The sequence below is a fragment of the Campylobacter sp. W0066.1 genome (assembly GCF_024723635.1).
Taxonomy (GTDB): domain Bacteria; phylum Campylobacterota; class Campylobacteria; order Campylobacterales; family Campylobacteraceae; genus Campylobacter_D; species Campylobacter_D lari_C.
Genome location: NZ_JANQCW010000004.1, coordinates 93,955 through 110,829 on the forward strand (window position 1 = coordinate 93,955; position 16,875 = coordinate 110,829).

General features: G+C 29.1%; 20 protein-coding genes. 15 read left to right on the forward strand and 5 right to left on the reverse strand.

Annotated elements, in window-relative coordinates:
- Nucleotides 1-100 precede the first annotated feature (100 nt).
- The 5 genes from ilvC to CAMP18497_RS02650 are packed head-to-tail and all read left to right on the forward strand — an operon-like array spanning nucleotide 101 to nucleotide 4,209.
- Nucleotides 101-1,123 carry a ketol-acid reductoisomerase gene (ilvC, locus tag CAMP18497_RS02630; protein ID WP_337212384.1) on the forward strand — a complete coding sequence of 341 codons (1,023 nt, stop codon included), beginning with the start codon at nucleotides 101-103 and terminating at the stop codon, nucleotides 1,121-1,123.
- A gap of 1 nt (nucleotide 1,124) precedes the next feature.
- On the forward strand, nucleotides 1,125-2,192 hold the full coding sequence (locus CAMP18497_RS02635; RefSeq protein ID WP_337212385.1) for a divergent polysaccharide deacetylase family protein: 1,068 nt from the start codon (nucleotides 1,125-1,127) through the stop codon (nucleotides 2,190-2,192).
- Nucleotides 2,179-2,946 carry a DNA-processing protein DprA gene (locus CAMP18497_RS02640; protein WP_337212386.1) on the forward strand — a complete coding sequence of 256 codons (768 nt, stop codon included), beginning with the start codon at nucleotides 2,179-2,181 and terminating at the stop codon, nucleotides 2,944-2,946. Before CAMP18497_RS02635 ends, CAMP18497_RS02640 begins: the two co-directional genes overlap by 14 nt.
- On the forward strand, nucleotides 2,943-3,329 hold the full coding sequence (gene ruvX / locus CAMP18497_RS02645; protein ID WP_257936489.1) for a Holliday junction resolvase RuvX: 387 nt from the start codon (nucleotides 2,943-2,945) through the stop codon (nucleotides 3,327-3,329). The genes CAMP18497_RS02640 and ruvX overlap by 4 nt, the downstream gene beginning before the upstream one ends.
- The gene (locus CAMP18497_RS02650) at nucleotides 3,316-4,209 is read left to right on the forward strand and encodes an RsmB/NOP family class I SAM-dependent RNA methyltransferase (RefSeq protein WP_337212387.1); all 894 of its coding nucleotides are present in this window, start codon (nucleotides 3,316-3,318) and stop codon (nucleotides 4,207-4,209) included. The genes ruvX and CAMP18497_RS02650 overlap by 14 nt, the downstream gene beginning before the upstream one ends.
- Nucleotides 4,210-4,397: 188 nt before the next feature.
- On the opposite strand, the gene rpsO is transcribed toward CAMP18497_RS02650, so the two are convergent.
- Nucleotides 4,398-4,670 (reverse strand): 30S ribosomal protein S15, encoded by a 273-nt coding sequence (rpsO, locus tag CAMP18497_RS02655; protein WP_039618506.1) that lies wholly within the window; start codon nucleotides 4,668-4,670, stop codon nucleotides 4,398-4,400.
- A 178-nt stretch (nucleotides 4,671-4,848) separates the two neighbouring features.
- Between rpsO and CAMP18497_RS02660 the strand changes: the two genes are divergently transcribed.
- Genes CAMP18497_RS02660 through CAMP18497_RS02680 form a run of 5 tightly spaced genes read left to right on the forward strand, consistent with a single transcriptional unit; the run spans nucleotide 4,849 to nucleotide 9,313 of the window.
- Nucleotides 4,849-5,253, forward strand: a complete 405-nt coding sequence (locus CAMP18497_RS02660) for an Rrf2 family transcriptional regulator (RefSeq protein ID WP_263695407.1) — start codon at nucleotides 4,849-4,851, stop codon at nucleotides 5,251-5,253.
- Nucleotides 5,246-7,405, forward strand: coding sequence for a flagellar biosynthesis protein FlhA (gene flhA / locus CAMP18497_RS02665; protein WP_263726525.1), 2,160 nt, complete (start codon nucleotides 5,246-5,248; stop codon nucleotides 7,403-7,405). The genes CAMP18497_RS02660 and flhA overlap by 8 nt, the downstream gene beginning before the upstream one ends.
- 9 nt (nucleotides 7,406-7,414) lie before the next feature.
- The gene (locus tag CAMP18497_RS02670) at nucleotides 7,415-8,467 is read left to right on the forward strand and encodes a DHH family phosphoesterase (protein ID WP_039618500.1); all 1,053 of its coding nucleotides are present in this window, start codon (nucleotides 7,415-7,417) and stop codon (nucleotides 8,465-8,467) included.
- Nucleotides 8,451-8,687, forward strand: coding sequence for a hypothetical protein (locus CAMP18497_RS02675; protein ID WP_039641679.1), 237 nt, complete (start codon nucleotides 8,451-8,453; stop codon nucleotides 8,685-8,687). Before CAMP18497_RS02670 ends, CAMP18497_RS02675 begins: the two co-directional genes overlap by 17 nt.
- Nucleotides 8,684-9,313 carry a hypothetical protein gene (locus CAMP18497_RS02680; protein ID WP_337212388.1) on the forward strand — a complete coding sequence of 210 codons (630 nt, stop codon included), beginning with the start codon at nucleotides 8,684-8,686 and terminating at the stop codon, nucleotides 9,311-9,313. The genes CAMP18497_RS02675 and CAMP18497_RS02680 overlap by 4 nt, the downstream gene beginning before the upstream one ends.
- On the opposite strand, the gene CAMP18497_RS02685 is transcribed toward CAMP18497_RS02680, so the two are convergent.
- Nucleotides 9,302-9,433 carry a hypothetical protein gene (locus CAMP18497_RS02685; protein ID WP_256374638.1) on the reverse strand — a complete coding sequence of 44 codons (132 nt, stop codon included), beginning with the start codon at nucleotides 9,431-9,433 and terminating at the stop codon, nucleotides 9,302-9,304. The genes CAMP18497_RS02680 and CAMP18497_RS02685 overlap by 12 nt on opposite strands.
- Before the next feature lie 239 nt (nucleotides 9,434-9,672).
- Between CAMP18497_RS02685 and CAMP18497_RS02690 the strand changes: the two genes are divergently transcribed.
- Genes CAMP18497_RS02690 through dnaK form a run of 3 tightly spaced genes read left to right on the forward strand, consistent with a single transcriptional unit; the run spans nucleotide 9,673 to nucleotide 12,846 of the window.
- A complete protein-coding gene (locus tag CAMP18497_RS02690) occupies nucleotides 9,673-10,455 on the forward strand; it encodes an HrcA family transcriptional regulator (protein WP_263677536.1) in 783 nt (260 codons plus the stop codon).
- Nucleotides 10,452-10,961: a nucleotide exchange factor GrpE gene (grpE, locus tag CAMP18497_RS02695; RefSeq protein WP_263677538.1), complete on the forward strand. Its 510-nt coding sequence runs from the start codon at nucleotides 10,452-10,454 to the stop codon at nucleotides 10,959-10,961. The genes CAMP18497_RS02690 and grpE overlap by 4 nt, the downstream gene beginning before the upstream one ends.
- Before the next feature lie 22 nt (nucleotides 10,962-10,983).
- Entirely contained in the window at nucleotides 10,984-12,846 is a 1,863-nt protein-coding gene (gene dnaK, locus CAMP18497_RS02700; protein ID WP_263677540.1) for a molecular chaperone DnaK, read from the forward strand.
- 31 nt (nucleotides 12,847-12,877) lie between these two features.
- Here the strand turns inward: dnaK and CAMP18497_RS02705 are convergent, their stop codons facing one another.
- The 3 genes from CAMP18497_RS02705 to CAMP18497_RS02715 are packed head-to-tail and all read right to left on the reverse strand — an operon-like array spanning nucleotide 12,878 to nucleotide 14,941.
- Complete coding sequence (locus tag CAMP18497_RS02705; protein WP_263677541.1) at nucleotides 12,878-13,531, reverse strand: DNA/RNA non-specific endonuclease; 654 nt, start codon at nucleotides 13,529-13,531, stop codon at nucleotides 12,878-12,880.
- Nucleotides 13,528-13,971: a GatB/YqeY domain-containing protein gene (locus CAMP18497_RS02710; protein ID WP_263677542.1), complete on the reverse strand. Its 444-nt coding sequence runs from the start codon at nucleotides 13,969-13,971 to the stop codon at nucleotides 13,528-13,530. Before CAMP18497_RS02710 ends, CAMP18497_RS02705 begins: the two co-directional genes overlap by 4 nt.
- A gap of 10 nt (nucleotides 13,972-13,981) precedes the next feature.
- Nucleotides 13,982-14,941: a Ppx/GppA phosphatase family protein gene (locus tag CAMP18497_RS02715; RefSeq protein WP_263677544.1), complete on the reverse strand. Its 960-nt coding sequence runs from the start codon at nucleotides 14,939-14,941 to the stop codon at nucleotides 13,982-13,984.
- Nucleotides 14,942-14,996: 55 nt separating this feature from the next.
- On the opposite strand from CAMP18497_RS02715, the gene CAMP18497_RS02720 reads away from it, so the two are divergent.
- On the forward strand, nucleotides 14,997-15,764 hold the full coding sequence (locus CAMP18497_RS02720) for a pyridoxine 5'-phosphate synthase (RefSeq protein ID WP_263677545.1): 768 nt from the start codon (nucleotides 14,997-14,999) through the stop codon (nucleotides 15,762-15,764).
- The gene (gene pdxA, locus CAMP18497_RS02725) at nucleotides 15,761-16,861 is read left to right on the forward strand and encodes a 4-hydroxythreonine-4-phosphate dehydrogenase (RefSeq protein ID WP_337212389.1); all 1,101 of its coding nucleotides are present in this window, start codon (nucleotides 15,761-15,763) and stop codon (nucleotides 16,859-16,861) included. The genes CAMP18497_RS02720 and pdxA overlap by 4 nt, the downstream gene beginning before the upstream one ends.
- Nucleotides 16,862-16,875 lie beyond the last annotated feature (14 nt).

Consider the following 16,875-nt stretch of genomic DNA (forward strand, 5'->3'; position numbering starts at 1 on the left):
TTTATAGTAATTTTTCAAAACTTAAATTTTATCATAAAAGGATTAAATTTATATTTTTTAGTTATAATCTTTGCTTTAATTTTAATTTTAGGAGTGCATAATGGCTGTATCAATTTATTATGATAAAGATTGTGATATTAATTTAATAAAATCAAAAAAAGTAGCTATTATAGGTTTTGGCTCTCAAGGTCATGCTCATGCTATGAATTTAAGAGATAGTGGCGTAGAAGTGATCATAGGCTTAAAAGAGGGCGGACAAAGTTGGGCAAAAGCTCAAAAAGCAAATTTTATAGTAAAAAGCGTAAAAGAAGCTACTAAAGAAGCAGATTTGATTATGATTTTAGCTCCTGATGAAATTCAAAGTGAAATTTTTAATGAAGAAATTAAACCTGAATTAAAAGCAGGTAAAACTCTAGCATTTGCACATGGATTTAATATCCATTATGGACAGATTGTTGCTCCAAAAGGCATAGATGTGATTATGATAGCTCCTAAAGCTCCTGGTCATACTGTAAGACATGAATTTAGTATAGGTGGGGGCACTCCTTGTTTAATTGCTATTCACCAAGATGAAAGTAAAAATGCTAAAAATTTAGCTTTAAGTTATGCTAGTGCTATAGGTGGCGGTAGAACAGGTATTATAGAAACGACTTTTAAAGCTGAAACTGAAACAGATTTATTTGGCGAACAAGCAGTGCTTTGTGGAGGACTTAGTGCTTTAATCCAAGCTGGTTTTGAAACCTTAGTTGAAGCAGGATATGAGCCTGAAATGGCGTATTTTGAGTGTTTACATGAAATGAAATTAATTGTGGATTTGATTTATCAAGGCGGTATTGCTGATATGAGATATTCTGTTTCTAATACAGCTGAATATGGAGATTATATCACAGGGCCTAAGATTATTACCAAAGAAACTAAAGAGGCTATGAAAGGTGTTTTAAAAGACATACAAAATGGAAGTTTTGCTAAAGATTTTATCTTAGAAAGAAGAGTAAATTTTGCAAGAATGCACGCAGAGCGTAAATTAATGAATGATTCTTTGATAGAAAAAACAGGACGCGAACTTCGCGCTATGATGCCTTGGATTAGTGCTAAAAAATTAGTTGATAAAGATAAAAACTAATTTGAAAACTATAAATAAAAAATACAAAGTGCTTCTAGCACTTTGTCTTGTTATAATTGGAATTTTTCTTTTTGCATTTGGAGCTTTGTTTTTAAAAAAAGAAGAAAATAAAACCTTAGACTATAATCAAACCATAGTTAAAAAAGAACTATTGCCACCCACAAAAGAGCAAGAAAATAATTTTAGTTTTAATGATATAAATTTGACTTTAGAAAATGAAAAATTAGAATTTTTAGATAAAAATATTAGTGAAATTTTAAATTTAAACCCTGTAAATACAGAGTTAAATCAAACTAAAGAGGATAATCAAACTTTAATTTTAGAAGTAATAGATCAAAATACAAGCAAAGAATTAATCAATAAAGAGCAAAATATATCAGATAAAAATGAGGATAATAAAACTCAAATCCTAGTGCAAAAAAATACCAAACCTCGTCTAGCAATTATTATAGATGATATGGCAAGTCACACTCATGTAGATATGCTTAAAAAAACAAATTTAAAATTAATCCCATCTTTTTTTCCACCTGATAAACGCCATCCTTATACAGCTGAGTTCGCAAAGGATTTTGACTTTTTTATGGTGCATTTGCCCCTTGCTGCTATAAAATATGACAAGGCAGAATTAAATACCTTGCATCCTAGTGATGATATACAAAAAATAAGCAAACGCGTAGCTTTTGTAAAAGAGCAATTTCCAAAAGTAAAATTTATTAACAACCATACAGGAAGTTTATTTACTGCAAATAAACAGGCTATGGAAAAATTATTTAGTGCCTTTAAGCAAAATGATTTTATTTTTGTTGATTCAAGAACCATAGGAAATTCTAAAGCCAAAAACTTAGCAAGTCAGTTTAATCAGCCTTATATAGCTAGAGATGTTTTTTTAGATAATGAAGATGATATAACATATATTAAAAATCAACTCAAACAAGCAGTAGAAGAGGCAAAAAAGAAAGGTTTTGCTATTGCTATTGGTCATCCAAGAGAAAAGACTTTTAAGGCCTTGGTGCAAAGTAAAGATTTGTTAAATTCAGTTGAGCTTGTGTATTTAAATGAAATTTATTGAGAATATTGAAGATTTTAAAAATCTTTTAAATCCGCCTTCAAAGATTTATTATAAAGGCAATTTAGAGCTTTTAAATGCTAGAAAAGTGGCTATTATAGGTTCTAGAAAAATGAGTGTTTATACTAAAAATTGTCTTGTTGAATTGGTGACTTTGTTAAAAAAAGCTAAGGTTTGTGTAGTAAGTGGCGGGGCTTTAGGGGTGGATATCCAAGCAGCTAAAATAGCCCATCCTCAAACCATAGCTATATTTGCTAATGGGCTTGATGAGATTTATCCAAAAGCAAACACAAATGAAATTTTAAATATTTATGAAAATGCTTTGGCTTTAAGTGAAAATGAAGGAAATTATAAGGCAAAGCCTTATGATTTTTTATTAAGAAATAGACTTATTATTGCTTTAAGTGAGGTTATTATAATAGCCCAGGCTGATTTAAAAAGTGGTTCTATGCAAAGTGCAAGACTTGCTTTAAGTATGAATAAACCTATATATGTATTACCTCATAGGAAAAATGAAAGCGAAGGAACAAATTTGCTTTTAGCAACAAAAAAGGCAAATTTAATTCATGATTTTGATGAATTTGTAAAAATGTTTGGAGAGTTTCATCAAGAGCAAAGCGAAGATGATTTATTAAGTTTTTTAAAACATGAAGATGATTTAGAAAAAGTTTTAAAAAAATTTGGTGATAGAGTTTATGAATATGAACTTGAGGGTTTGGTGGAAATATCTGGAGTGAAAATAAGAGCTTGCTTATGAAAACTTTAGCATTAGATATAGGCTTAAAGCGTATTGGTGTTGCTTTGTGTATTAATAAAAGTATAGCTATGCCACTTGAAGCTATTATTAGAAAAAATCGCAACCAAGCAGCAAATGAGGTAAAAAAGTACATCAAAGAGTATGATGTAAATACTTTGGTGGTAGGAGTTCCTTTAGGTGGATCTAGTGAAGATGAAATGCGAAAAAGGGTAGAACATTTCATATCTTTACTTGATTTTGACAAAGAAGTTTTTTTTGTCGATGAGAGTTTTAGTTCTAAAAATGCACAAGAACTTGGCATGGTGAATTTAAAGAAAAAAGATGGCAAACTTGATTCTTTAGCTGCGTATTTGTTTTTAAAGGATTTTTATGGCCTTACTTGATTTAAATACAACTTTAGATGAAATTTATACAAAAGAGCAAAAAGAACAAATCCTTCAAAGTTTTAATCAAGAAAAATATATTAATATTTTTAGAAATTCCTTGCTTGTTGATAATGATGAATTAGAAGAAATTTTAAATAATGAAAATATAGAATTTGAAAAAATTGATCTATATTGTTATAAAATTCCAAGTATTTTCAAAAGCAAATTAAGTTCACTGAAAGCTTTTGATGAGGGTAAGTTTTATATACAAAATTATTCTTCATACCTATGCGCTAAAACTTTGGGTGTTAAAGCTGGTGAGAATGTGCTAGATATGTGTGCAGCTCCTGGTGGAAAAAGCTTAAATTTAGCTAATTTTATGCAAAATGAGGGTTATTTAGCAAGTTGTGAATTATCTAAAACACGTTTTTTTACCTTAAAAAAAACTATGGAAAATTATCAAGTTAAAATTGTAAAATGCTTCTTAAAAGACGCACGTACTATAGGCAAGGCTTGTCCTTTGAAATTTGATAAAATTTTACTTGATGCACCTTGCTCAACTTTTGCAAAAATGGGTTTTGAAATACAAAAAAATACAAAAGAAATTAAGCAGATAGCAAATTTACAAAAAAAGCTTTTGCATTCAGCATTACTAGCCTTAAAACATGGTGGTGAGTTAGTGTATAGCACTTGTACATTTTTAAGAGAAGAAAATGAAGCGGTTTTAGAAAATGCATTAAGAAATGAAAATTTTAAATTAGAATTGCTTGATTTTGATTTAGCTAATGTTAATTTTATTTACTCAAAAAGTGATGAGTTTGATTTATCATTTGCCAAAAGAGTTTTGCCAGATGACTATGCAGATGGGTTTTTTATAGCAAAAGTGAAAAAACTTTAAAAATCAATAAATTTAAATGTGAAAAATATTTTTATTCATAAAACTTAAATTGCTATTTTTAGGTGCTTAGAAGCTAAAATCACATTGTGAAACTCTTGTGAATAAAATATCAAAATTTTGAAAGCTTAAATTAAAGTAGTAGTAAATAAATATAATAAAAAATATATAAAGATAAATAAGCACGAGGCTTATTTATCTCTTAAGTTTAATTCGCTGATTAATTTAGTGTAAGCTTGATAATCTTTTCTTTTTAGATAAGATAAAAGTCTTTTTCTTTGACCAACAAGCTTTAAAAGACCTAAACGAGAAGAAAAATCTTTTTTGTAGATTTTTAAGTGTTCTGTTAAATCTGAAATTCTTGCACTTAAAAGTGCGATTTGAACTTCTGGAGAACCTGTATCTCCTTCTTTTCTAGCAAATTTTGCAACTATTTCTGCTTTTTTAGCCGAATCTAAAGCCATAATAGACCTCCTGAGCGGTATTTAATTAAAAGGTGTAATTATAACTAAAAAACCAAAAAAAATGCTGAATTTAAAAAATATGAAATTTAATATTTATCGATACTTATTTTTGATATAATAAAAATTTTTATTAATAACCAAAAAATAATATATTATATTTATAACTTGAAAGGAACAAATGTTATTTACCAAAGCTAGCGAATATGCTTTATTGTCTTTAATTCATATAGCAAAATCTCAAGAACCGCAAGATGTAGATACTATGTCAAGCGTTTTGGATATCCCTAAAAGTTTTTTAGCAAAAATTTTACAAGCTCTTGCTAAAGATGCACTTTTGAAATCTTATAAGGGTGCTAAAGGTGGATTTATGCTTGTTAAAAAGCCAAGTGAATATACTTTAAAAGAAATTATTAATAGTGTAGAGAAAAAATCTATTAATGTTTTTGAGTGTAGCAATGGAATTTGTCCTTCTCAAAAAGAAGATAATTGTAAAATTATGCCTATTTTGGTGAAACTTCAAAATAAAATCGATGATTTTTTAGTTTCTATTACTTTAGAGGATATTATTCAAAATAATGGCTAAAAGAGATATTTTTAGCTTAGTGTTGCCTTGGGTTGCTCCACTTGTTGCACCTATTTTAAAGGCAAAAAGCTTAACTATAGTAGCTGTAATTATTGCAATTTTAGCTATTATTATAGTACCTTTACCAAGTATAGTTTTAGACTTTTTTCTTGCTTTAAGTATAGCAATTTCGGTTTTAATTATTTTAATTTCTTTATATATACCAAAGCCTACGGATTTAACAACTTTTCCAACTATGATTTTAATTATCACGCTTTTTAGACTTTCACTTAATATAGCTACAACGCGTATGATTTTGAGTGAGGGTCATCAAGGACCAGCTGCTGTTAGTGATATAGTGGCAAGTTTTGGTGAATTTGTTGTTGGCGGTAATTATGTTATAGGTATGGTTGTTTTTTGTATTTTGGTTTTGATTAATTTTATGGTTGTAACCAAAGGTAGTACAAGGGTTTCTGAGGTTCAAGCAAGATTTACTCTTGATGCAATGCCAGGTAAACAAATGGCTATTGATGCGGATTTAAATGCAGGTTTGATTGATGAAAAAACTGCACGTGCAAGACGTCAAGAAATCATAGCTGAGGCAAATTTTTATGGAGCGATGGATGGTTCTTCTAAATTTATAAAAGGAGACGCTGTTGCTGGGATTATCATTACTATTGTAAATTTAATTGGTGGCTTTATGATAGGTTATTTTCAGCATGATATGGAGCTTGGAGAGTGTGCCTCAACTTATACTATATTAACAATAGGTGATGGACTTGTTTCTCAAATTCCTGGACTTATAACTTCAACAGCAACTGCTATCATTATCACGCGTGCTAGTAAAGATGAGGATAATTTTGCTGAAGGTTCTATCAATCAGCTTTTGGGAGAATATAAAACACTACTAATTGTAGGTTTTGTTTTATTTATTTTTGCTTTAGTACCTGGTTTACCACATTTTTCTTTGGGTTTTATGGCTTTGGTATTTTTGGGTCTTGGTTATATGATAAAGCAAGTACAAGAGGGTAAAATTCAAATCAACGCAATTTCGGCTAAAAAATCCCAAGAAGCTGATGAGCAAGAGCAAGCTAAACCTCAAAAACGCAGTGAAGAAGAAATTTTAAGAGAAGAAGAAAATAAAATCACAGATATTTTAAAATTAGAAATTTTAGAATTAGAATTAGGCTATGGGCTTATTAAGTTAGCAGAAAGTGAATTAACAGAGCGTATTAGATCAACAAGACGCAATATAGCTCAAAGTTTAGGCTTTTTAATGCCAAAAATTAGAATTAGAGATAATTTGCAATTAAAACCAAATGAATATACTTTCAAACTCAAAGGTGTGGGTATAGCTAGTGCTGAAATTTATCCTGATAAATATCTAGCTATGGATAGTGGTTTTATCACTGAACCTATCGAAGGTATAGCTACTAAAGAACCTGCTTTTAATTCTGATGCTTTGTGGATAGAATCATCTTTAAAAGATGAGGCAACGTTAAATGGTTATATTGTAATTGATCCAGCAAGTGTGATTTCAACCCATATGAGTGAGCTTATAAAAGCTAATGCTTCAGAGCTTTTAACTAAACAAGAGGTTCAAAATTTATTGGATAAAATCAAAAATGATTATCCTATCGTGGTAGATGATTGTTTAAGAGTTGCTAGTATAGGTTTAATCCAAAAAGTTTTAAAAGCTTTACTTAAAGAACATATTCCTATTAAAGATATGCTTACAATTTTAGAATCAATTAGTGATATAGCTGAAGTAAGTAAGAGTTTAGATATGATTATTGAGCATGTAAGGGCCTCTTTAGCAAGAGCAATTACAAATTTATATGTGGATGAAAAAGGACAAATTAGCTTTTATATTTTTGATGCTGCTGCGGCTGCAAAATTAATGGAGCATGTGCAGTTTAAAGATGGTTCGTATCATTTAATGATAAATGTAGCTCAAACTGGTGCTTTGGTGGAAGCTTTAAAAGCTGAACTTGCAAGTGTGGCAAATACAAGAATTAAGCCTTTCTTGCTTTGTGTTGAACCACAACTTAGAAAATTTATCGCTGATATTTGTTCTAATTTTGGTATTAATATTACGGTTTTAAGTTTTGCTGAGATTGCAGAAAATACCAAATTTGAAACAGAAGGCATCATAAAAGTTGATAATTTATAAAGGAAAAATATGAAAATTTATCATCTTTCACATACCGATTTAGATGGTTATGCTTGTCAGTATGTGCTAGATTTTTATTTTAAGAATTGTTATTTTTATAATTCTAATTATGGTAAAGAGATTAATGAAAATTTTAATGTGATTTTTAAAAATATAGAGGAAGATTTAAAGCAAAATCCTAATGAAGAATTTGTGATTTTAATCACGGATTTAAATTTAACTTTAAGTCAATGTGAAGATTTTCAAAAAGCTATAGAAGGTAAAAAAATCAAGCTTTTACTTTTAGATCATCATCAAAGTGGCTTAGAATGTATGCAAAAATATCCTTGGTATTTTTTAGATGATAAAAGATGTGCTACTAAGATTGTTTATGATTTTTTTAGTAAATGTTATGGCGAAAATAAGGCTTTGTCAGAATTTGTAGATGTGGTAAATGCAGTAGATATTTGGTTGAGTGAAGATGAGAATTTTGAACTTGGAAAAGTACTGCTTGGTATGGTTTCTGGAGCAAAAGAAATCAATAGAGTAATGTTTGCACAAGAAAATATCAAATATCTTTTTTATCTTTTTGATGTTTGTAGAAAATACATTCATCAAAAAAATGCTCATATTAATTTAGATGATGACTTGCATGGCTTAAAAAAATCTTTTTTTAAAAAAGAAAATGATGATACTTTAAGTAATTTAATTTCCAAATTTGTGGTAGAAAGACTAAGTGTAAATAAAGAAAAATTTAGTGTATTTTATAAAGGAAGTAAAGGTTTATTAACTTCAAATATAGGCAATACTTCTGTAATTGGAAATGATTTTTTAATGCAAAATCCCGATTTTGATTTTTTTGTTGATCTTAGTTCAAGAAAAACCTTAAGTTTTAGAGCAAATAATAAAATCGATGTGAGTTTGATGGCTAAAAGCTTGGTCAATGGGGGAGGGCATAAAAATGCTAGCGGTGGATTGTTTGCTGCGTATAAAGATAGCTCTAATTATGATTTCATAAAAGCACAATTTGTAGATTTAATTAAAAGCAAAGAATTAAAGGAAAATAATGAAAACAAATCATGATTTTAAAGAAGAAATAGAAAATTTACAATATGAATTAAGCATAGTTTTAGAGGCAATGCTTTTGTTTGCTGGGGTAAAAAGAGCAAAATTAGAAAAAGCAATTGAGGTTTATATTGATTGTATTGATGAGGTTTGTCAAAATACTCAAAAAGAAGGAGTTGATGAGATCTTAGAAGTAGTAGAGTACTTAAAAAATCATCATAAAGATTTATTTGAATGAAAATTTTATTATTGCTTTTTGCGGGAATTTTTTCTTATGCAAATATTTATGAGGATCTAAGTGATTTTGCTTACAATAAACAAAACACGCTAAATTTAAGCTCAAGTCAAGCTTTATTTTTAGAATACAAACAAAACAAACAAGCTTGTGTGGATATAGTGCTTGCTAAAAATAAGGCTTTCGTGGTTAAAATTTATCCACTGTGTGAAAATTTAAATGAAAAAAGTCTAAATGAATACTTAAATACGCAATTTATAAGTTTATACGCTAAAGATTTATCAAAACTAAGAAAAGAAATTGCTGATATTAAAAATATTATGCGTGATTTTATGATTTATTATACTTTACATCAATCTTTCGCAAATGAAATTAAGAAAATGAGTAAAAATGATAAATTACAAGCATATAAACTAGATAAGAAAAAAGGTGGAAAAATTCTTTATAAAGTTAATAATCAAGCTTGTGTAGTTTTTGATTTGTATTTAGATGAGAATTTGCAAGCTAGTATGCAAGTAAGCGGAATGGAAAATTTGGATAAAACTTGTATGGAGTTAATCTCATCCCCTGATTTTAAAGACTTATCTTTCACAAAAGAGGGTATGAGAAAATATAAATTAAAAAACTAATCTAAAAAATCTTAAATAATATAATTTTAAAATTCTACTCAAAGCCATTTTTTTTCTTTCTATATTGGAAAACACATAAGCTTCAAGATCTTGCTTTTCTCTTAAAGTAAGATTTTTCATTATTGTAAACCTTTTAAAAAATATTGCTAGACGCAATTATATTATCTTTTCTTTTAAAAAAACTGAAAAAGAAATTTTTATATATTATATATAAATGGCTAAATAAACTTTAGTTATATAGACTAAATAATTTTAAATATTTTTATTTAAAAATAACTTGACATTATTATACTAAAGTTGTATAATTATTTTGTCACTTAAAAACATTGAGTGCTAAAATAAAAAACTAAGGTTTTGTAGTGAAGTCTTATAGTAAAAAAGATTTAATTTTAAAAACCATCATTGAGACCTATCTAGAGGGTAATAATCCTGTGGGTTCTAATGAGTTAAATCATAAAGTTAGCATACCTGCTTCTACTATAAGAGTTTATTTTAAAAAATTAAGCGATGAGGGTGTATTAACACAACTTCATATTAGCAGTGGTCGCATACCAACTTTTAGTGCTATGAAGGCTTATTGGTATGAGCAACTTTGCGAAAATGAGATTGTAATTAATGATCTTGCTTTGCTAGAGTTTTTGCTTGATAAGTTTGAAATTTATACCTTAGTTTATGGTGGTGATGAGCTTATTTTGCAAGATATTACTAAGGTTAATGATAAATTTATCATACTTGATTTTGGACAAAATGAGTTGGTTTTAAGATTTAGCCAAGATAGTTTGATTTTCTTGCAAAGACTTATAGGGCTTGATCTAAAAAGTATTGAAAATTTAGCTTTTAGAGTTGAGTTTAAAGAGTTATTGGAAAAAATTGTCGTGCTAAAAGAAGCTATGGTTTATTATAGATATAATGAGAGTAAGGCTTATCAAATTTATCAAAATGATGAATTTGCTAAGCTTTTATCTCCTCAAATTGGATTTTATTTTAATGATAAATTGCAATTTGATCCTTTGTTTGAAGAGGGTTTTATGGGGTTAAAGCTTAAGAGTACATTTTTAGGTAAAGAATCTAATGTGGTTTTTGCCGGTAGTGTGTATTCTGATTTTAAAACAATGCTAAATATTATAAAGGAGGCTGCGTGAGCGAAGAAAAGCAAAATGAGCAAATGCAAGAAGAAGCAGTGGAAAATTCAGAAAGTCAAAACAATGAATTAGAAAAACTTCAAGCAGAGTATAATGAGTTAAAAGATACTTATTTAAGAGCAAATGCTGAATTTGAAAATATCAAAAAAAGAATGGAAAAAGAAAAAATTTCAGCAACAATTTATGCAAATGAAAGTTTTGCAAAAGATTTGCTTGATGTAGTTGATGCATTAGAGGCGGCTATTAATGTAGAAGCTAATGATGAAATAAGTTTGAAAATCAAAGAAGGGGTTCAAAACACTTTAGACTTGCTTTTGAAAAAACTTGAAAAACATATGGTTAAAGTAATAGAAGCAGATGGTGAGTTTGATCCAAATTTACATGAAGCGATGTTTCATGTTGAAAGTGCTGATTATGAAAGCAATCATATTGTCCAGCTTTTACAAAAGGGCTATATGATGAATGATAGAGTGATTAGATCAGCAAAAGTTAGTGTTGCAAAATAAAATTTAATAAAAAGGATAAAAAATGGCAAAAGTTATAGGTATAGATTTAGGTACAACAAATTCTTGTGTGAGCGTGTATGAAAGAGGTGAGAGTAAAGTTATCCCAAATAAAGAAGGTAAAAACACTACTCCTTCAGTAGTTGCTTTTACAGATAAAGGTGAAGTTTTAGTTGGAGATAGCGCTAAGCGTCAAGCGGTTACTAATCCTGAAAAAACTATTTATTCTATAAAAAGAATTATGGGTTTAATGATCAATGAAGAAGCAGCAAAAGAAGCTAAAAATCGCTTACCTTATCATATCACAGAAAGAAATGGGGCTTGTGCGATTGAAATAGCAGGTAAAATTTATACTCCACAAGAAATTTCAGCAAAAGTTTTAATGAAATTAAAAGAAGATGCAGAAGCTTTCTTGGGCGAGAAAGTAGAAGATGCGGTTATTACTGTTCCAGCGTATTTTAATGATGCACAAAGAAAAGCTACAAAAGAAGCAGGACAAATTGCAGGATTAAATGTATTAAGAATTATCAATGAACCAACTGCAGCAGCTTTGGCGTATGGACTTGATAAAAAAGAAAGTGAAAAAATTGTAGTTTATGATTTAGGTGGTGGTACATTTGATGTTACTGTGCTTGAAACAGGTGATAATGTTGTAGAAGTTTTAGCAACCGGTGGTAATGCATTTTTAGGTGGCGATGATTTTGATAATAAGTTAATCGACTTTTTAGCAAATGAGTTTAAAGATGAAACAGGTATTGATCTTAAAAACGATGTAATGGCTTTACAAAGATTAAAAGAAGCAGCTGAAAATGCTAAAAAAGAATTAAGTTCAGCTAATGAAACTAATATTAATTTACCATTTATCACAGCTGATGCAAGTGGTCCAAAACACTTAACTAAAACTCTAACAAGAGCTAAATTTGAAAGTATGATTGATGGCTTAGTTGCTGAAACTATTAGTAAGATTAACGAAGTAGTAAAAGATGCAGGGCTTGATAAAAGCGAAGTAAAAGAAATCGTTATGGTGGGTGGTTCTACCCGTGTTCCACTGGTACAAGAAGAAGTTAAAAAAGCTTTTGGAAAAGAGCTTAATAAATCAGTAAATCCTGATGAAGTTGTTGCAATAGGTGCGGCAATTCAAGGTGCGGTTATTAAAGGTGATGTTAAAGATGTATTATTGCTTGATGTTACTCCACTTTCTTTGGGTATTGAAACTTTAGGTGGTGTGATGACTAAAATCATTGAAAAAGGTACAACTATACCAACTAAAAAAGAACAGGTTTTCTCAACTGCTGAAGATAATCAAAGCGCAGTTACTATCAATGTTTTACAAGGTGAGAGAGAATTTAGCCGTGATAATAAATCTTTAGGAAATTTCAATCTTGAAGGAATTCCACCAGCGCCTCGCGGTATGCCACAAATTGAAGTAACTTTTGATATTGATGCAAATGGTATTTTAACAGTTAGTGCAAAAGATAAAGCTACAGGTAAAGCTCAAGAGATTAAAATCACAGGTTCAAGTGGACTAAGTGAAGAAGAGATCAATAACATGGTAAAAGATGCAGAGCTACACAAAGAAGAAGATAGAAAACGCAAAGAAGCAGTAGAAGCTAGAAATGCTGCTGATAGTTTAGTACATCAAGTAGAAAAATCTTTAAGTGAGCTTGGAGATAAAGTAGGCGATGATGATAAAGCAAATATTCAAAAAGCTTTAGATGAGTTAAAAGAGATATTGAAAAATGCTAATGCTTCTAAAGAAGAAATCGAAGGCAAAATGAAAGCTTTAAGTGAAGTTTCTCATAAATTAGCAGAAAATATGTATAAAAAAGAAGAACCAAACGCTCAAAAGAAAAAAGACGATGATGTAATCGATGCTGAAGTTGAGTAAAAACTAAACTAGAAGCAACAAGGCTTCTAGTTTAATCAATATATTTTTTACAATCTTCCTTAAAATAATTTCTATCAAATCTTGCAAAATTATCATTATTTGGCACTTTATAACATTCGCTGAAATTTTTAGCCTTAAGAATTTTGACATAAAAACTAGGAATGGCTATGTTGTTTTTAATGCGTTTTGGCTTATCATCATAAAGTACTAAATTTAAGACTTCTAATTCTTTATTTTTCTTTGCTAAATATCTTTCTCTTTGTTCGATTTCATTCCAAATTTCTGCATTAATATCTTTTTTTTGCGGGGTGATATTGCTCATTAAAAAAGTGCTAAGTTGGGCTTGTGGGGTCGCATTCATGGATTGATTTGGCACGACATGCCCTCTTGTATAACCACTTCTTAGATAATCCTCCCAATAAGTTCTGTATTTTTTAGGTATATTTGTATCTTCTTGAAATCTTGGGCGTTTTTTGATGTGTCCTTGATTTAAAATTTTAGCTTCTAGTTTATAAGCAATAGCCTTAGTGCCTTTATAATTATAATCATAACAATTAATATAATAATATTTATCCATCAATAAAGAGCATTCTTTAAAATATGACTTAAAACTAGGATGCAATTCATATTGAGTATAAGCAAAAGAGCTTAAAGCTAAGGCGCAAAGTGTTAAAACTTTTTTCATGCTAAAAGCTTTCTTACCATTTCATTAAGTCTTTTACCATCAACGCTTGCGCCAAAAGCTGCTTTAGCTTCTTTCATCAAAATACCTTGTTCTTTTAAAGAGCTAATTTGTAATTTATCTATAAGTTTTTTTAGCTCATTTTCTAATTCCTCATCGCTAAGTTGTTTTGGTAAATAAGCACTTAAAATAGCTACTTCTTGGAGTTCTTTTTGTGCTAAATCTTCTCTAGAGCCTTTAGAAAAAGCCAAAGCTGCTTCATTTCGTTTTTTAATCTCGCTTGCAATGATTTTATATATTCTTTCATCACTAAGCGTAATTCTCTCATCAACTTCTATTTGTTTAAAGCTAGCATTAAGCGTTCTTAAAGTGTTTCTTTTAAAATCATCTTTATTACGCATAGCTTCTTTAATATCTTCTAAAATTTGATCTTTTAAACCCATTTTTTCTCCTTTAAAATTTGATATTTTTAAAATGTGCTATACACACACCTTCTCTAACACCATCATCAATTACAATGAGCTTTTGCTTATTAAATAAAGCAAAAAGTATCATTGAGCCTGCTATGAGGTATTTTTTTCTATTTTCCCCAAGATAAATTTTAGCTTTTTCTTGTTCTAAATTCCAAATTTTTAAAGCAAAATCAAAAAAATCTTTGCGTTTGAGTATTTTGCCATTTACATTTTCTTCTAGGTAATCTTTGTATTTTATGTTTTGTTTATAAGCACAAAGTGTGGTAGGTACTCCTGAATTTAATATGAAAAAATTTCCTTTTAATTTTATATCTTTACTAAGATTAAAAGCTTTTAAGACAAGTTGTTTTAGATGTGTAGGATAGGGGCTTAGATGAATTTTTAATTTTTCATCTTTAATACGTGCAAGATTTTGAGGATATTTTTTTAAAAATCTTACATAAGCACTTGATTTTATGGCTTTAAAATGCATTCTTTCATAAAAACTAATGATTCCAAAATCATAACTTTTACTAAACTTATCATTTGAAATTTCACAAGAAGCACCGCCTAAATCACAATAGTTTAGGTCTTTTCTAAAAAGCTTAAGAGCTTTAAGACGCTCTTGCATACCTAAAATACTTAGTTTTGCTTCGGTTTTTGCATCGATTAATTTTATATCAAGTTTAAATTCTTTTTGAATTTTTTCAAAAATAAACTCAGTATTTTTTGCTTTTCTAAAAGCAGCTGTGGCGACTGCTTTGGCTTGACTTAAATCATAATTTTTTTCTTTTAAGATTTTTAAAGCGCTAAAAATTCTTTCTATGGCTTCATCGCTAATGGTGTCATTTTGCATATTTTTAGCTGCGCCTATGATAAATTCTTCGCTTTTTAATTTATTAAAATTCTCATCCATTAAAACAGCTCTTAATGTATTTGAACCCATATCAATACCTAGCACTAGCTCTCCTTAAAAAATTTAAAGTATAATAGCAAAAAACTTATAAGGAAAACTTATGCTTTTAGGGGTTAATATCGATCATATAGCAGTTTTAAGAGAAGCTAGAAAAGTAAATGATCCTGATTTACTTGAAGCTGCGTTTTTGAGTGCAAATTTAGCTGATCAAATCACTATCCATGTAAGAGAAGATCGTCGCCATGCTAATGAGTTTGATTTAGAAAGTATCTTAAAATATTGCAAATGTGTAGTGAATTTAGAATGTTCTATTAATATGATAGAATATGCTTTAAAATACAAACCCTCGCGCGTTACTTTAGTACCTGAAAAAAGACAAGAACTCACAACAGAAGGCGGTTTAAATTTAGATAATGAAAAATTACAAGAAACCATTAATGCTTTAAAACAAGAGCAAATCGAAGTTTCTTTATTTATTGATCCAAATTTAGAAGATATCAAAAAATCATCTTCTTTAAATGCTGATTTTATAGAGCTTCATACAGGCTTGTATGCTAATATTCATAATGCACTATATACCAATATCAATCAAACTTCTTATGCATTGCCTGAATTAATTTTAAGTAAAAATGAACTCAAAAAGCTTTTAGAAAATGAACTCCAAAGATTAAGACAAAGTGCAAGTTTGGCTAAGAGTTTAAATTTAAGAGTAGCAGCTGGTCATGGGCTTAATTATAAAAATGTAAAAAATATCGTAGATATTTTAGAAATAGAAGAGTTAAATATAGGCCAAAGTATAGTAGCAAGATCGGTTTTTGTGGGCTTAGAAAAAGCTATATTGCAAATGAAAGCTTTGATTAAAAGATGAAAAAAATTGCTATTAGCATAGGAGATTTAAATGGTATAGGTATGCAAATTTTATTATCTTGTCATGATGAACTAGTAAAAATTTGTGAGCCATATTATTTTGTACATTATGAATTATTTCAAAAAGCAAGTAAGCTTTTGAAAATAAATCCTAAATCTAAAATCAATTTAGTAGAAATTTCTAATGCTTTAAAACCACATTTTGCTTTTAAAGAAGAAAAAGAAAATTTTTTAATTTATGAGTTTTCATATCAAGCTAGTAAAATTATTGATTTTGATTTTGAGTTAAATCCTGCGAATTTAGACGCTAAAAGTGGGGTTTATTCTTTTTTAAGTTTTGAAGGAGCTAGTTATTGCACGCATTTGTTTTTAGATGCTTTGGTAACTTTACCGATTAATAAAAAGACTTGGCAAATGGGGGGAGTGAGTTATAAAGGTCATACTGAGGCACTAAGAGATTTTTTCAAACAAGATGCTATTATGATGTTAGGGTGTGATGAGCTTTTTGTGGCTTTATATACTGAGCATATGGCTTTAAGAGATGTTTATAAAGAGATTAAGGCTTTTAAACTTGCGCAATTTTTAATTAATTTTTATCAATGCACTTTATTTGAGAAAATTGGTGTTTTAAGTTTTAACCCTCATGCAAGTGATAATGGTGTAATAGGTGGAGAAGAAGAGAGGGAAATAAAAAAAGCTATAAGAATGGCAAATGTATTTTTAAAAGATTACGCGTTGAATTTGCAAAATTTAGAAAATGAAGATTTTTTAAGTCAAAAAGAAAAAGAACTTTCTTGTAAGGAAAATACTTATTTAAGTGAGCCTTTGGTGGCTGATAGCGCTTTTACCCCTTTTGCACTAAGTAAATGCAAGTATTTAGTGAGTATGTACCATGATGTAGGCTTAGCTCCTTTAAAGGCTTTGTATTTTGAAAAAAGTATCAATGTAAGTTTAAATTTACCTATAATTCGCACTAGCGTTGATCATGGTACAGCTTATGATAGGGCTTATAAAAATGAAAAAATTAATTTACAAAGTTATATGCAAGCAGTGAAATCTGCTTTGCAATTTTTAAAGATCAAAGAAAAAACTAAGTAAAAGTTACTAAAATT

Coding starts and splice junctions, on each gene's coding strand:
- flhA (WP_263726525.1), top strand. CDS start 5,246: ATGGCTAAAAGAGATATTTTTAGCTTAGTGTTGCCTTGGGTTGCTCCA.
- CAMP18497_RS02675 (WP_039641679.1), top strand. CDS start 8,451: ATGAAAACAAATCATGATTTTAAAGAAGAAATAGAAAATTTACAATAT.
- CAMP18497_RS02670 (WP_039618500.1), top strand. CDS start 7,415: ATGAAAATTTATCATCTTTCACATACCGATTTAGATGGTTATGCTTGT.
- CAMP18497_RS02640 (WP_337212386.1), top strand. CDS start 2,179: ATGAAATTTATTGAGAATATTGAAGATTTTAAAAATCTTTTAAATCCG.
- ilvC (WP_337212384.1), top strand. CDS start 101: ATGGCTGTATCAATTTATTATGATAAAGATTGTGATATTAATTTAATA.
- CAMP18497_RS02685 (WP_256374638.1), bottom strand. CDS start 9,433: ATGAAAAATCTTACTTTAAGAGAAAAGCAAGATCTTGAAGCTTATGTG.
- ruvX (WP_257936489.1), top strand. CDS start 2,943: ATGAAAACTTTAGCATTAGATATAGGCTTAAAGCGTATTGGTGTTGCT.
- pdxA (WP_337212389.1), top strand. CDS start 15,761: ATGAAAAAAATTGCTATTAGCATAGGAGATTTAAATGGTATAGGTATG.
- rpsO (WP_039618506.1), bottom strand. CDS start 4,670: ATGGCTTTAGATTCGGCTAAAAAAGCAGAAATAGTTGCAAAATTTGCT.
- CAMP18497_RS02720 (WP_263677545.1), top strand. CDS start 14,997: ATGCTTTTAGGGGTTAATATCGATCATATAGCAGTTTTAAGAGAAGCT.
- CAMP18497_RS02660 (WP_263695407.1), top strand. CDS start 4,849: ATGTTATTTACCAAAGCTAGCGAATATGCTTTATTGTCTTTAATTCAT.
- CAMP18497_RS02650 (WP_337212387.1), top strand. CDS start 3,316: ATGGCCTTACTTGATTTAAATACAACTTTAGATGAAATTTATACAAAA.
- CAMP18497_RS02710 (WP_263677542.1), bottom strand. CDS start 13,971: ATGGGTTTAAAAGATCAAATTTTAGAAGATATTAAAGAAGCTATGCGT.
- CAMP18497_RS02705 (WP_263677541.1), bottom strand. CDS start 13,531: ATGAAAAAAGTTTTAACACTTTGCGCCTTAGCTTTAAGCTCTTTTGCT.
- CAMP18497_RS02680 (WP_337212388.1), top strand. CDS start 8,684: ATGAAAATTTTATTATTGCTTTTTGCGGGAATTTTTTCTTATGCAAAT.
- dnaK (WP_263677540.1), top strand. CDS start 10,984: ATGGCAAAAGTTATAGGTATAGATTTAGGTACAACAAATTCTTGTGTG.